The sequence below is a fragment of the Ignavibacterium sp. genome (genome assembly GCA_032027145.1).
Taxonomy (GTDB): Bacteria; Bacteroidota; Ignavibacteria; order Ignavibacteriales; family Ignavibacteriaceae; genus IGN3.
In genome coordinates, this window is the sequence record JAVSMP010000001.1 from 3,135,215 (window position 1) to 3,150,426 (window position 15,212).

The following is a 15,212-nucleotide window of genomic DNA, read 5'->3' on the forward strand; positions in this document are numbered from 1 at the left end:
TAAATAATTATGATTAATAACTGTTTAAACTTAATCAATTTTTTTTAATAAGATAAACCTGTCTGACAAAAAAAACAGGCACGCTTTAACGTGCCTGCTTTAATCAAGAATTGTAAGAATATTACTTTAAGAGTATCATCTTGTTTGTTATTCTTATACCATTAACATTCAATTGATACAAATAAGTTCCGGATGCTAAATTAGCAGCATTAAAATTAACAGAATGCGAGCCGGCAGTTAATTCATTCTGTACTAATGTTGCAACCTCATTGCCAAGCATATCATAAATTTTTAGTGTTGTAAAACCGCTTGCTGATAATTCAAAGTTAATTTTTGTTGTTGGGTTAAACGGATTAGGATAATTCTGAGAAAGCTTATATCCATTAACAACAATTTCACCCTGGTCTTCAACACCAACAGTTTTGTCAACTTTTTGAGCTAGCGGATAACCTGAACCGGCAAAGCAGCCGATGTATGCTGTATTTCCACTAGGGCTAAAATCAATAGCACGTGGTCTTTCAGCAGGACTTTGAGGTACAACAAACTCCCATTTCAAACTGTCGAGTACTTGGCTTGTTGAGAGATCAAACTCATACCAGGTATTAGGTGTAAACGGTGGATCTGGCATATCATTATATGAACCAGCAGAAACCCATAAATGTCCGGTAGCTTTGTTAAATGCTATTGACTCACAATCTACGCCATCCATGATAGTTCCTACTGAGTCAAATGCTGAAAACTCATCAGGTCTGTTATAAACTATGATTATTCCTCTTGAATAACTTGGGAAATAAAGAGTATTACCATCAGCAGAGCATTCCATACTTCTTGAGAAACCGGATAGACTAAATGATACTACATCTCCTAAATAGTTAAAATCAGCGTCATACTCTTGAATTACAGATCCGGCATTAGTAACCGGTCCAACGAAGATTTTTCCATCAGCGCTAACTGCTGGAGCAGTAGGTGATGTTCCTAATGTAAGAGTAACTTTGTTCATACCAGCACCATCCTGATAATTAACTCTATACATTTTCTGATTACCAAAAGTGATAAGTATGTTACCATTGTGATCTGCTCTCATTCCTCTGACGTTGCTGCCTTTTAGAGTATCATTAATTCCATTACCAACAACACGCCATACAGGTGAAAATGAAGCAGGAGTCCCATCAGGATTAAAAACACGAATCAGATTTGCTGTTACAGTATCTGAAGAACCTGCAGGCAGATATTTTTCAGGATTAAAATTTCCTAACCAGACTTTTCCATCAGGATCTACAGCAATACCGTGTAACTGCCCCAGTAATGAACCATCAGGCCAAGCACCTGTGTTAACCCATTGCGAATGCCCGGTTACAGTTAATAATAACACTGCAACCAGCGAAAACAGAAGTTTTTGTTTCATAGCTTACCTCTCTATTTTATTGTAAGTAGTTTGTTAATTAAGTTCAATTATCTTCCAAAATAAGGAGCCCCTGGTTTTTCCATATCAATTCTAATAATAGTCTGAGTTAAATTATCAAGAGAATTTCTGGTCATATATAAAAAATTACCGGCTCCCCAGCATAATGAGTTTACAGATGAATTAAGAATTCCCGGATATAGTTTTTCAAATGATTTGTCAGAATGAATTACATAAATAGGATCTTTTTTTGCATCAGTTCCAATATAAATATCTCCATCAGCAGCAATTGAAATATCATTAAGTTTGATCACCGAATCAACTTCTGCGGAAAAATTAAAATATACTTCGGGTGTTCCGATATTATCTGCACTTATAACAGGCACCTTCCATAAAATCTGCTGGTTATTTGATGTAGCAACAGCATAAATTGCCCCATTAAATATCTTAATAGCATTTATATTTCCGTCAAATGGAAATGCCTGCACCACTTTTGCCGGTGTAATACTGAGAATATTTCCATTCGCACCAACCCATAAATTCAAATTCTGGTCAAAATCAGAGTCATTAGCATTTCCGCCACCTGATGGAGTTAAATTTACATAAATAGTTGAAGGAATACCTTCTGAAGCTTGAAATATTGCCCTAACCCTTCTTGCACCATAAATAACGGAAGAGGGACCAAATGTTAATGAACTAAAGAATGACTCAGCACCATTAGGTGCCCATAGACTAAGGTTGCCTTGTGGATCTAATTTAAAAATACCAGCTCCTATTTGTTTAGCAACAGAGGTATATACATTCTCATTTGCATCAACAGTAAGAGCATAAGGAGTTCCATTATTAGCCGGATCAAATTTGAAGATTTCTACAGCAGCAGGAGCTAATTTATAAAACATTATATTACTAAAATCCTCAACCTTAAATACTGAAGCTTTTACCTGAACAGAATCAGAAATAACATTTGGAGGTCTTACTTTTAATTGTGTTGATGTAGCGGTCAAAATCTCACCTTTAACTCCGTTAAAATACACCATATTCTTAGCTGGATCTGAAGAGAAGTTTGAGCCGTTAATAGTAAGTACTGTTATTCCTGCCAAACCTCCATTACTCGGTTCTATAGAATCGATTGACGGAGGTGTAGTAGGAAGGTCAATCAATTCATCAAGCCCCGAATATGGGTCTTCACTACAAGCGGACAAGAATAAAGCAGTTAAGATAATTAAACCTAAGTATTTGTATAATTTTATCATTTTTATACTCATAAAATTTATTAATAACCAATATTAACTGATACTCTGTGTACATCATTAAAAATACCAAATGGTGTATATGAGTAATCAATAGAAAATTTTACTTCTGATAAATTTTGTTTGAAACCAACACCGGCACTGAATTCCTGTTCATCAGTTGGAGTAGTTATTCCTGCACGAAGTGAAAATGTATTCATAAAAGTATATTCACCACCCAAAGAAATCTGTTCAGGATAATCTCTCGGATGTGAAGCATCAACTGAAAAAAGGAAAGAATGCATTTGTTTATCAATTTCCCAGAGGTCAAGCATATTCATAGATACACCGATTTTAAATGATAACGGAAGCTGAAAACCATCTTCATCATATCTGACTTCGGTAGAAAAGTTTCTTACATTCATACCAAAATCCAGGCTTTTAAAACCTGTATGATAAAGGATACCAAAATCGAATACCATTGCATTAACTGATTTTGATTCAACAATCTGATCGCCGGTTCCGGTCAATCCTGATACAACAGTACCTAATGATTGACGAACATATTTTATATTACCGCCAATAGCAACTTTTTCAGAAAGTGATTTTGCATAACCTAAACCGATAGACATAGCAACAGGCTTAAATGTTCCAACATCAAGATATCCATCATCGTTAGAAGCAACCACAGTGCCCAGAAATTCGCCGTAGTCAACAGCTACCAGAGACAAACCGAAAACACCATAATCACCATCAAATAAATTTAAACCGACTGTTCCATAAATGTAATTAATATCAGCAATCCATTTAGTTGTTCCGAAAGAAAAATCCGTCATTCTGTTTAACTCAGCCATACCTGCAGGATTATATAACAGCGAGGTAGAATTACTTGATAGTGATGTAAATGCATCTCCCATACCACTTGCTCTTGGATCAAGTGAAACGCTTAAAAATTTCACCCCTGTCTGAGCAAGTTTTTCATTTTTTTGAGCATACCCGCTCTGTGCAATCAGTAAAAATACAAGAATGAAAATTACGATTATTAAACTGTTTTTTCTCATTTATTTACCTATAACTTTTTCATCAGATTAATGAGTGAAATAATTATTCAAAAAGATCTACTTTAATTACGCCGGTACCATTTGGAACCAGATTATTTTGCCGCTGCATCGTGTATGAAACTCCGCTTTGTGCAGAGTTAGGAATTGCAGCAGAAAATAAGATCTTTGATGGAGTACTGCCGGAGGTTTTTCCATTATTCCACTCAAGTGAAATAAATACATTTTTACCTGATAAATCAGTTGGAAAGGTTAAACCAGCCGGTGCATTCAGCAGAAAATCTTCACCCGGGAATGAATAACCTGCAGATGTTGAAGAGTAACCTTTAAATAAATCTGCTGCTTTGGGATTTGTAAATCTGCCTGTTGAAACGTAAGTACCATTAATTTCAACCCAGCCTTCATATCTCCAGCCGCTATATAATACAGGTAACTTTAATCCCGCAACCGGTACAGCGGCAGTTAACAGTGAGTCGATAAACCACACGCCGCTTAATTCATCTGTTCCGGGTCCGTTTGTTGGTGTGGACAGTGTAAATACAGCTGAAATATTATTCATTTGATCGGCTTTTTCTCCAACATCAAAAACACAATTACCATCTTTAATTCTTCCTGAAAGAATAACCCTTGCTGAACCAAAAGCAAAATTAGAATCATTAACTGCTGCTTTTCTATCAACTGTGATTTTAAGAACCTGAGCATTTGTTAAATAACTCAATGGCTGTTCCGATTTGAAATTAATCTCTCCGTTTGCATCTGCATCTAAATTAAAAGCCTTGATGGGTTTAAACTTAGTATTATCCTGTGCATACCAGCAAACAAATGTCATAGTATCAGGTATTGCAGGTAAGCCTGTCAGTTTAACTTCAAGTGATGCAGTATTTAGTGTATCACTGTTTTCAAAATAATCACAACTTGTTAATGTAACGGTCAAAATTAAAAACACTGAAATTAAATATTTCTTCATCCGAAATGCCTTACTAATTTTTATTTGTTTTTTCATAGTGGTATTACCTTATCACTGCAAATTTAGAAATATGATTCTTACCTGTTGTGTTATCAGTTATAACAGCTATGTAAATACCGCTTACAACAATCTGGTTTGAAGAAGTTACATTATACCAGTAATCATCACCGCTTCCGTTTGTATGTTCAATGATTTTTACCAATTCACCAAGTTCAGTATAAATTCTGATGGTACACATACCAGGTATATTGTAAAATGCAATTTTATCTTCATCAAGACTGCCGGGGAATTTAATACCATTGTACACAAATGGATTTGGAACTATTCTGATATCATTTAAGTTTTTACCGGCAGGTCTTTTAAGATTTGTAGGATCATAAGTCTGTGTATAATATCTGCTGCTCTCTAAAACTCCACCTGATGGTGTTGCAACTCCGCCAGTGTTTGTGCGATAGCAGGTCATATAATAAAAATAATTAAATCCTCGTATCAAATTAACATCCTCAAAGCTTGTAGTTGAAGCCGGAAGATCAGCAATTATTTCATAATCTTTATCATAATCACCAAGTGCTCTGTATATACGAAAACCTTCAGGAGGATTAGGATCACCGCTTCTCAAAGACCAGCTTAATTGGATTTTATCACCACCGCCATTAACTTCAAAAGTTGCGGGAGGTAAAGGCGGCTGCGGAATATCCCAATTATTCTGGAAATTTGCAGTTGCTCTTTCCCAGGTTGTAAATAGCGAATCCTTTCCTTTTTGAAGAACCAAAATATTTTTATCAATTGCATTTAGCTGCCCATTTTTAAACTGCCTTCCATACTTTACCTGATCAGCACGATTCATCCCGGCAGCCCCTTCAACAATAACGATACGGATACTTTCACCGAATGGTATATCATAGGGCCCAAAAGCATTATCAAAGGAAAAACCGCCACCGCTGCTAAGAAACGGATTAGTAGTCTGATTTGCCAAAGCAACTACATCAGGGCTTGTTGTGCCGGTTATAACTTCTGCATGTCTTGGAACAACATGTCCCTGTGCCATTTTTAAATACTGCTGAGTCATACGATCAATATTAAACGCATTATCCCTGCCTGCTAAGAACAAAATACCATCAGAATCATAATATGTTGTAGTTGACGGCTGGGTTTGATCATCACTCTTATCATTGTAGGACTTATCAGCGTGAAGTGTTAAAGTTCCAAGGAATTGTGTTCCACCAAGCCTTCCGATAGTATCATCAGAAGCATTCCAGGTTAAAGCATTAGAATTCAATGCCCATATTGGTCCGCCGATATTATTATATGAAACATCTTTTTCGGTAGTGTAGCCGTGCCAAGAATACTGTGTTCTGAAATTATTTGGATTGTCAGCATCTACTCTTCCATCGCCGCGGGCATCATTCATTGTATTTTTTCCCCAGCCGGTTGAATTACCAATAACATATCTGACCGATTGATTAACAGCATTTCTGTATGTCCAGAAAGTATAAAATTCCTGGATATTATTACCGGGTAATTCAATTTCATCATCAGCATCAGTATTTCCTGTATTAGTAAAGGTATAATCATATACGATATAGTTATCATTATACTGCTGGCTGAACTGGAATATTTTTCTTTCCATTGTAATACCAAGCTGGGTGTTAACTATATTATTAATCATTCTATCCCATTTCATTGTTTCATCAATCTCATCAATTGTAACATCCTTGGAATAAGAAGGAATACCATCAACTGTAACAAAAGTTGGTTCAAATTTAGATATTATTTCCATCTTAATCGGATAAGCAGCAAAGAATTGAGGGTTACGCGGACCTACCGTTACAACTTTATATGGATAAGTAGTTCCGGTTTCATCAGTAAAATTTCTTGCACCGATCCACCAGCCTCTTGCCGCCTGCATATCTTGTGCTCTGTAAATTGCAGGCCATTGCATACCATATTGTTGTCTTAAAACAAATCCCTCTTCAATCTCGCAGCCAATAGATGAATACCAGTTATGTAAAGAACCGGCACTCATCCAAACATTATCAAACTGTGCATTTGATATAGATTGAAAAAACAAAACTGCAAACAGAGGCAGAAGGAACTTGACCTTATATTTTATAATTCTGTAAAAATTCATTAGTACCTCTTATTTAAATTCTTTCTATAACTGTTATAAATTGATATTAATTTTAAAACCAAAGAAAACATCTCTTGGATTAAGAAAAGAAGCATAAGGTAAATTAGGCATATCTATATAAGCTTTGTTCTTAAGAACTTCATCAATTCTTGAATCACTAACCTGAGACCAGTTTCCTCCAGACCATTGGAAATATTTTCCGCTTGAAGCATCAAAATAATATGCTGAAGTATTTGGATTTGTTATTGCACTTAACGAAGATGCATATTCAAGCGGCTGGAATGCAACTCCGTCTGCTCTAATATCGCCTGGGTTATCATCACCAGGTATATTACCATAGGAATTAAAATCCTTCACGTTATCAGCCGGTAAATGCAGTGATCTCATATAAAAATCATAGTCATTCAAATCCATAAATCCAGCTCTGTAACTCATATACTTAATATTAAAGACATTGATTACATCTACAAAAAACTCCAGATCAATAGTACCAAGATCAAATGTTTTTGAAAGTCTGATATCAACATTAAAAAAGTCATTCCATTGGAAATTATTTGCATATCCGCCAATAACACCGCCGCCGCCAGTCCAGCTGAAATAATTACCTGATGTCCAAACTGCAAGGATACTTAATCTAAGTTGATCCAGCATAGAGATATTTCCTAACTGCGGTCCCCAGCCAACAGGTGTAAACAAATCTATATTAGCTCTGCCATAAGGGCGTGGAACAGGACGCGACTCATACAGCTTTTTGGTATTACGTGCTTCATTTCGATAGTCAAGCGGATTTTGGTACACAGTTCCTAAACCAAAATAACCTGAGGTTGAAACCTGATAAGTATAGTTGATAAACCCTGTAATCCAATCCCCTCTGTTTTTTCTGATATCAATCTCAAATCCGCGGATATCCTGAAAGTTGTTTGGCTCAGGTAATGAATAACTTACACTGCCGTTTCTGCTGATATAAGTAACAAGCCTTGTCTGATCAGTTACATCCTTATAATATCCTTTTATCGAGAGCAGAAATTGGTCATATATATTTTGTTCAAACCCTAATTCATATGCAATTGTTCTCGGCAGGTCTTTTGACGGATTTGCCATTCTGGTTATATTGAAAAAGGCTTCACTTCTTCTTAATAAGAAAAGGTCTTCGGGAGTTGGCATCGAAAAGAAGTGACCGTAATTAAAATATAATTTACTGTCTGTTGTTATAGGAAATGCAACTCCTAATCTTGGACTAAGATTAACTTTCATTTCAACTTTTTCTTTAGAAAGTAGAGTATCAATACCACCAGCTAATTTACCTGATAAAGCAGGATCAAATGTATCATAGACATACCAATCCCCGCCCGGATCAGATATATCCAATCTTAATCCTAAATTAGCAATCATACCTTCAAACTCTAATTTATCTTGTAAGTATGCCGACATTCTTTTGGGAAAGGTATGCCATACAGATTTTGCATTGTTTGTCGGTAGCGATGGCTCAATCAAAGCATAGTTTACATTATTATCAACATAAATGAATTCAAACCCGGCTTTTGTCTGATTAAATCTATCCATCTGGCTTGTATAATCAAATTTTAATGTATAGACAGCTATCTTACTGCTATCGCGGGAGTTACTAAAACCTAATCCCATATTCATTGATGAACCAATACCGCTGCTTGGACCACTGAAAACACCAAATGGTGATTCATCAAAGCCAATACCGCCAAAGTAATATAAAGTATTAACATCTCTTTGTCTGCCTGGATTTGTATCATAGTAAGTGCCTACTCTGCTTCCCAGTACATCATAAAATGTATGCGGACTAATTACATGTGATAATTTGAATCCAACCATATTTGTATTTATAGTACTTGGATTCCAATAATCCGTAGCATAAACTCTTGCATCAAGATAACTGGCACCTGATCGAACATCTATCTGCTCTGTAATACTGCTTGGCGATGTAAATAAACCAGGTCCGCCGGAACGGCTGCTGTTGGTTCCTGTTTGTCTTCCCAATAATCCTTCAATGGAAAGTTTCATCCCTTCATTAATGTTTGAAGTTATTTTTATTTGTCCGTTATAATCTCTATATCCGCTAGTTGCTAAAGGGTATAAATACATTTGCTGTTTTCTTCGATATGATGCGGCAAATCTTAATCCGCCAAGTTCTTCACCACCGGGAACCGGTCCACTAAAACTCATATCAATATCAAAGTCCGGCTGTGTAATATCAGTTTGTTTTCTGTGCTGCCACAAAAAAACCTTTTGTGCTGCTTCAGGTGTAAGATCATTATCAGGATTATCATCACCAAGAAGTTCTTCCGATACTTTATTCCAGCCTCTGAATTCTTGATATTGTCTTTGAGTATAAATATCCCATGCTCCTGATTTTGTACCTGTCCAGGCAACTGCATCATCAAGAAATGGTCTTATCCAATATGAGTTAGGAGAGTTTATTGCATCGCCAAAATGTTTTCTTCCTGCAGGTCGGTATCTGCCAAGCATCGAAAATGAATATTTATCTCTTTTGCCCTCTTTGGTAACAACGTTTATCAGTCCTGAACGGATGTTTCCATATTCAGCATTAAAGCCGCCGGTTTGAATCTGCAACTCTTCGATAGAAGTAAAACTGATTCCGGTATAAGGTGTATTATCTCTTTCATCTCTTAAGGTAATACCATTTACTACAAATGCAGTTTGGTCAGCAGCACCGCCGCGAATTGTAAGCCCTTGAACGCCAGCTTGTAAACCAATAATACTTGATACACTTACAACAGGCATGGATTTTATCTCTTCCACGTTAAGATTAACAACACTAGATGATATGTCCTGTTTAACAATAGGTTGTGTAGCAACAACTACTACCTCTTCAGTAAGGAAAGAAGTTGATTGAAGATTTGCATTGATTTCTGTTGTTAAACCAATATTAACTTTTACATCTTTAAAAGACTGGGGAGTATATCCTACCATTGATATTCTTAAACTATACATCCCTGGCGGAACGTTAAGAATAACATAATACCCTTCGATGTCTGTTGCAGCACCAATGGTTGTACCTTCAAGTATAATATTTGCCCCGATAAGAGTTTCACCGGTGGTTGCATCTTTTACAATACCGGTAATTTTACCAACTTGACCTAAAACGGACATTGAAGAAAAAGTTAGGATGAGTATAAAATAAAGTAGCAATTTTCTCATGTATTCTTACTCCTATATAATTCTCTTAATATCAGAGAAAAAAAATTTATTAAAGGTCTTATTGCTTTTTAAAAGTCAGTTATTTTATAGAACAAAACCGTAAAAGACTGATTTTACACTAAAAAGCTAATCAAATTAGTTTCTAAAGTCAATTGTTTTATTAGTTTGATATTTCACTGAGGTTTATCAAGACTTTACAATTTACTATTTGCTTTTTTCCTGGCTAATAGTTCAAAAGTTCTTATTCTGTCTTTGTAAGTATTATTAAGATTCATTTTAACAATATCCAACCGGGCATCCGAGTTGCCTTCCCATCTTCTGCACAAGTAGATTGAATGATAAATTCTTCCGATCTTAAATTGTCTGCTAACTGCTAAACCAATTGAATAATCTTCCCCATAACTAACATTTGGTATTTTAATTTCTCTTAACAATGGTGTAAAGAAAGCCCTTGGTGCTCCTAATCCATTTATTCTTAATGCGTTGTTTGGACCATTATCGTCAGTCCATTCTTTATGATCAATCAGTCCCGGCGGCAGCTCATTAAGATTAAAATCTGTTATCTGATAAGAACCAATAACCATTCCGCATTTTTCTTTATGAAATACATCAACAATTGTCTGAAGCGTATTTTCATCTTTATAAATATCATCACTATCCAATTGCACGGTAAATCTTCCGCATTTGTTATGATGAGCGCCTGCATTCCAGCAGCCGCCGATTCCAAGATCATTCCGCTCAGGAATATAGTGAATCAGTCTTTCATCATTTGATGCCAGTTTTTTAATAATATCAGTTGTGCCATCGGTTGAATGATTATCAACTACGATAAGATTGAATTTGAAATCAGTTTTTTGTTTAAGTACAGATTCAATTGCATCACCAATTGTTTTAACCCGGTTTTTTACCGGGATTATTACAGATGCTTCAAATTCAAAATTTTTTGCTGCGGATAAATCAATCTCCTTAAAAGGCGGATGAACATAAGCATCGATATCTTTAAGATACTGCGTAACAGCTTTTTCCATTTCAATCTGTACTTCCCTGTTTTTAGGATCAACATAGCTAAAGTGCTTTTCTTCAGTTCCAATCTCTTCCGGACTTTCAACTGTGTATAAATATTCCGGCACTCTAATTATTCTTCCGAGCTGCGCCAATCCAAGTCTAAGATTATACAATCCGGCAAATCTAAAATTACTTTCATCTCTCTTTGCAACACTCTTAAGTAAGTCTGTTCTAACGAATAATATTTTACCAAAATCAAAATCATCTCTTAAACTTCCTTCCTGATAATCAATAACAGGATGAGGGGTAAGTTTGCCTTTATCTTCTTCATAAAAGTCAGAATATACCATTGAAGCATTCGTGTTTTTTGCAATCTGAAAGAATCTATCCAAACAAAACTGTCCGGGTTTTATTGAATTCTGTTCACTAATAATCATTGTATATTCGGTGGAAGAAAACTGGGCAAATAATTTTATTGTTTCACTGCTGTTAAAATGCTTTGAATGGATTACTGTTGCTTTTTCAAACGAGGAATACTTTTCATCAGAAGAGACAATAATTATTTCCTTAATCAGTTCGGATTCAATGAGCTGCTTAATAGTTTTGGCGTTCTGTTTATGGCTTCCCTGCTGCAGAAAAACAGTTACTGAATTTTTCATTTTTCATCTCAATATTTTTTTATCTGTGTTATAAAGATAAAGCATCACACCATAATAAAACAAACTGATTATCTGCTAATTTTTTTTTATCTTTCAACGTCAAATACTAAATTAAATTAAGCAAGGTTTCTAAGATGAAAAAAGTATTTTTATTTTTAATTATTCTTTCAGTTTCTGTATTCCCACAACATAAGGCTCAGCTTATAATAGATGGAACGCAGGAAGAAGCAGCTATAAATCCACAATACTCACCGGATGGTTCTAAAATAGCATACACTAAATCTGGTTATCAGGGTTTATTTATATATGATTTAACTAATAATTCCACAACACAATTAACTGATGAAATAGCGGCTGGATTCGGTTATCAATGGTCTTCGGATTCCAAGAATATTTTAACACGTGTTGCAAAATATGAAGATATGAGAAGATATAATGCAGTAAAGATATTTGATGTTGAAACTAAAAGTTCAAATCAGTTAAATGAATATAAAACAATGATGCCCTATCTTCCACAATGGACAGATGGCGGTTCAAAAGTTTATCTGCCGGTAAAAGGTGTTAATGAGGTTTACAATTCAGGATTAGAAAAAAGTTTAACCGGACTTAACAAATATCTTGTATTTGAGAAAGGCAATAAATTAAATGTCCTCAACTTGTCAACTAATTATATTAATACATTTGAGCCTATAAGAGATGCTGAATATATAAATATTAGTTTATCGCCAGATCAATCGAAAATTGTTTTTGAAGTAATGGGCGGAAACATGTTTAAAATTAATATTGATGGTTCCGGTTTAACTGATTTAGGAAGAGGCAACAGACCAAAATGGTCTCCGGATAGCAAAAATATTATTTATATGATAACTGAAGATAACGGATATGAAATCACTTCTTCAGATATTTATCTTATCAATTCCGATGGCAGCGGAAAAAATAATTTAACCAACACAGACACAATTATAGAGATAACCCCTTCCTTTTCACCTGATGGCAAATCAATTTTATTTGAGAACTATCTGGAAGGTTCAATTTATTTAATGAACATTGAGTAACGGAGTAAGAAAATGAAAAATCTAAATCTAAAATTGTTTACTATAATACATCTGATATTATTTATCTTCTTATTAACCGGTACAAAAAGTTTTGCTCAACAGGTAACCGGACTTGCAGGCTGGAATATCTATATTGACCCCGGACACAGCGGCTATGAAAACATGGGTATTTATAATTATTCAGAAGCTCAAAAGACCTTACGGGTTGGATTAAATCTCAGGCAAATGCTTACCGACTGGACTGATATTGATACAGCTTACATCTGTAGAACAAACGATCAGCAAAATGTGTCACTTACACAAAGAACTGATCAGGCAAATGCACTTGGTGCAGCACATTATCACTCAATTCATAGCGACGCTGCAACTATGGGAGGTTCTGCTAACAGTACTTTAATTATGTGGGGTCAGATGGGAATTGGCGGACCCGAGAAAACTCCTCCAGGCGGTAAAAAAATGTCTAACATTATGATCGGATTGTTAACAGCAGGCATGCGTACAAATACACGAGGAGCAATGGGAGACAGAGATTTTTATCAGGTTGCTGGTTCATTACCATATTTACATGTTAACCGCGAAACTAATATGGCTTCAGAATTAAGTGAAGCCGGCTTTCATACTAACCCAACCCAAAACCAGTTGAATATGAATGCTAAATGGAAAAGGCTTGAAGCAAAAACAAAATTCTGGACAATACTCAGATATCATAATATTGCCAGACCATTTGCCGGTACTGTTGTAGGTATTATTAAAGATTTGGAATCAGGATTAGCAATCAATGGAGCAATTGTTTCACTTGAAGGACAATATGATACCACAGATACTTACGAATCACTATTTCATTTATATTCTACTGATCCGGAACTTTTAAGAAACGGATTTTATTACTTTGAAAATATTTCACCGGGTACTCATCAGATTCAGGTTTTGGCAGAAGGTTATGATCCCTATACAGCTAATATAACAACACAGGATACTTTCTTTACTTTTAAAGATATTAATCTTATTTCAAACCTGCCTCCAAAGGTAGCTTCTACAACTCCCGCTCAAAATGATAGTATTTATCCCGGAGTTGAAAATGTTGTTATTTATTTTTCACGTCCGATGGATAAAACATCAGTAGCATCAAATATTACTGTTACACCAGCAGTAAGCTATACTTTGAGCTGGACTAATAACGATAAAACTTTGACTATTAAGACTGATAACTTCAATTTTACCACTCAATATGATATTACAATCAGCGGCAATGCAAAAGATAAATACGGACATCTGTTTGATGGTGACGGTAATGGTATTGGCGGTGATCCTTTTACACTTACAATTACAACTAAACATCCGGATTTAACAGCACCTTCGATAACTTATGTTTATCCTTCAGCTAATGCTGTAAATGTTGAATACAGACCAGTTCTAAATATATCTTTCGATGAATTGTTAAAAACATCAACAATTTCAAGCAGATTTAAAGTTGTTAGAAATTCTACTCAGACTAATGCAGCAGGTATTTTAAAACACTATGCGGTTAATGGAAGAAGTGTTTTAAACTTTTTTGTTTCAGCTCCGCTCATAGAGAACGAAGCATACACAATAAAAATACTGGCAGGAATGGAAGATGTATTTGGTAATCAAATTGCAGAAGATCATAATTATGAATTTTCAACCGGCAGCTCTAATTACTTTACAGAAACTAATATAGATAATTTTGAAGCCGGAGTTGGTAACTGGTGGCAGCCGGGTAGTTCGGGCAGCACTATTGGAATCTTACCTTTATCAACAAATATGGCTCTTTCAACTGCTATACTTAATCTGAATACTGCGAGTACAAAATCAATGCAACTAAATTATGAATGGGATACTTCAGCATCAGCATGGCTAATAAGAGAATATTTTACTCCAACTACTCCATCTTTTGGTACAAATACATTACTTCAGGCTTTTGTATTTGGCGATGGATCAAACAATAAATTCAGATTTGCTGTCAGAGAAACATCGCCGGGCAATTTTGAAGTAAGTCCTTGGTATGATATAAACTGGCTCGGCTGGAAGTTAATCAGCTGGGATCTTTCTCAAGGACAAACAGGAAACTGGATCGGTAACAATATTCTTGAGCCTCCATTAAGATTTGATAGTTTTCAGTTAACATATACACCGGGTAATCTCAGCACATCAACAGTATATTTTGATGATCTCAGAACTGCTGTTTTTGCTCCATCCGATGTTGAACAAGAAGATGGAATTACTCCAACAGAATTTGTGCTTCAGCAAAATTATCCGAACCCTTTTAATCCGGTAACACAAATAAAATTCAGTATTCCATCATCATCAAATGTTAAGTTAATTGTTACTGATATTTTAGGAAGAGAAATAACCGCCCTGGTTAATGATGAATTAGCAGCCGGAAATTATAGCGTTAGTTTTGATGCAAATAATCTTTCAAGCGGTGTTTATTTTTACACTTTGGTTACAGACAATTTTAAGCAAAGTAAGAAAATGATTTTAATGAAGTAAATT

General features: G+C 35.3%; 9 protein-coding genes. 2 read left to right on the top strand and 7 right to left on the bottom strand.

Annotated elements, in window-relative coordinates:
• Positions 1-121: 121 nt before the first annotated feature.
• From ROY99_13140 to ROY99_13170, 7 genes are all read right to left on the bottom strand, one after another.
• Complete coding sequence (locus ROY99_13140) at positions 122-1,405, bottom strand: T9SS type A sorting domain-containing protein (protein ID MDT3697322.1); 1,284 nt, start codon at positions 1,403-1,405, stop codon at positions 122-124.
• A gap of 47 nt (positions 1,406-1,452) precedes the next feature.
• The gene (locus tag ROY99_13145; protein MDT3697323.1) at positions 1,453-2,655 is read right to left on the bottom strand and encodes an IPT/TIG domain-containing protein; all 1,203 of its coding nucleotides are present in this window, start codon (positions 2,653-2,655) and stop codon (positions 1,453-1,455) included.
• Positions 2,656-2,675: 20 nt separating this feature from the next.
• Positions 2,676-3,692 carry a PorV/PorQ family protein gene (locus tag ROY99_13150; protein ID MDT3697324.1) on the bottom strand — a complete coding sequence of 339 codons (1,017 nt, stop codon included), beginning with the start codon at positions 3,690-3,692 and terminating at the stop codon, positions 2,676-2,678.
• A 43-nt stretch (positions 3,693-3,735) separates the two neighbouring features.
• Positions 3,736-4,692, bottom strand: coding sequence for a hypothetical protein (locus ROY99_13155; GenBank protein MDT3697325.1), 957 nt, complete (start codon positions 4,690-4,692; stop codon positions 3,736-3,738).
• 7 nt (positions 4,693-4,699) lie between these two features.
• Complete coding sequence (locus ROY99_13160; protein ID MDT3697326.1) at positions 4,700-6,787, bottom strand: hypothetical protein; 2,088 nt, start codon at positions 6,785-6,787, stop codon at positions 4,700-4,702.
• 33 nt (positions 6,788-6,820) lie between these two features.
• Entirely contained in the window at positions 6,821-9,931 is a 3,111-nt protein-coding gene (locus ROY99_13165; GenBank protein ID MDT3697327.1) for a carboxypeptidase-like regulatory domain-containing protein, read from the bottom strand.
• A 242-nt stretch (positions 9,932-10,173) separates the two neighbouring features.
• The gene (locus ROY99_13170; GenBank protein ID MDT3697328.1) at positions 10,174-11,643 is read right to left on the bottom strand and encodes a glycosyltransferase family A protein; all 1,470 of its coding nucleotides are present in this window, start codon (positions 11,641-11,643) and stop codon (positions 10,174-10,176) included.
• Positions 11,644-11,777: 134 nt separating this feature from the next.
• On the opposite strand from ROY99_13170, the gene ROY99_13175 reads away from it, so the two are divergent.
• On the top strand, positions 11,778-12,698 hold the full coding sequence (locus ROY99_13175; protein ID MDT3697329.1) for a hypothetical protein: 921 nt from the start codon (positions 11,778-11,780) through the stop codon (positions 12,696-12,698).
• A 12-nt stretch (positions 12,699-12,710) separates the two neighbouring features.
• Complete coding sequence (locus ROY99_13180; protein ID MDT3697330.1) at positions 12,711-15,209, top strand: Ig-like domain-containing protein; 2,499 nt, start codon at positions 12,711-12,713, stop codon at positions 15,207-15,209.
• Positions 15,210-15,212: the final 3 nt, after the last annotated feature.

Coding starts and splice junctions, on each gene's coding strand:
- ROY99_13150 (MDT3697324.1), bottom strand. CDS start 3,692: ATGAGAAAAAACAGTTTAATAATCGTAATTTTCATTCTTGTATTTTTA.
- ROY99_13155 (MDT3697325.1), bottom strand. CDS start 4,692: ATGAAAAAACAAATAAAAATTAGTAAGGCATTTCGGATGAAGAAATAT.
- ROY99_13145 (MDT3697323.1), bottom strand. CDS start 2,655: ATGATAAAATTATACAAATACTTAGGTTTAATTATCTTAACTGCTTTA.
- ROY99_13160 (MDT3697326.1), bottom strand. CDS start 6,787: ATGAATTTTTACAGAATTATAAAATATAAGGTCAAGTTCCTTCTGCCT.
- ROY99_13140 (MDT3697322.1), bottom strand. CDS start 1,405: ATGAAACAAAAACTTCTGTTTTCGCTGGTTGCAGTGTTATTATTAACT.
- ROY99_13170 (MDT3697328.1), bottom strand. CDS start 11,643: ATGAAAAATTCAGTAACTGTTTTTCTGCAGCAGGGAAGCCATAAACAG.
- ROY99_13175 (MDT3697329.1), top strand. CDS start 11,778: ATGAAAAAAGTATTTTTATTTTTAATTATTCTTTCAGTTTCTGTATTC.
- ROY99_13180 (MDT3697330.1), top strand. CDS start 12,711: ATGAAAAATCTAAATCTAAAATTGTTTACTATAATACATCTGATATTA.
- ROY99_13165 (MDT3697327.1), bottom strand. CDS start 9,931: ATGTCCGTTTTAGGTCAAGTTGGTAAAATTACCGGTATTGTAAAAGAT.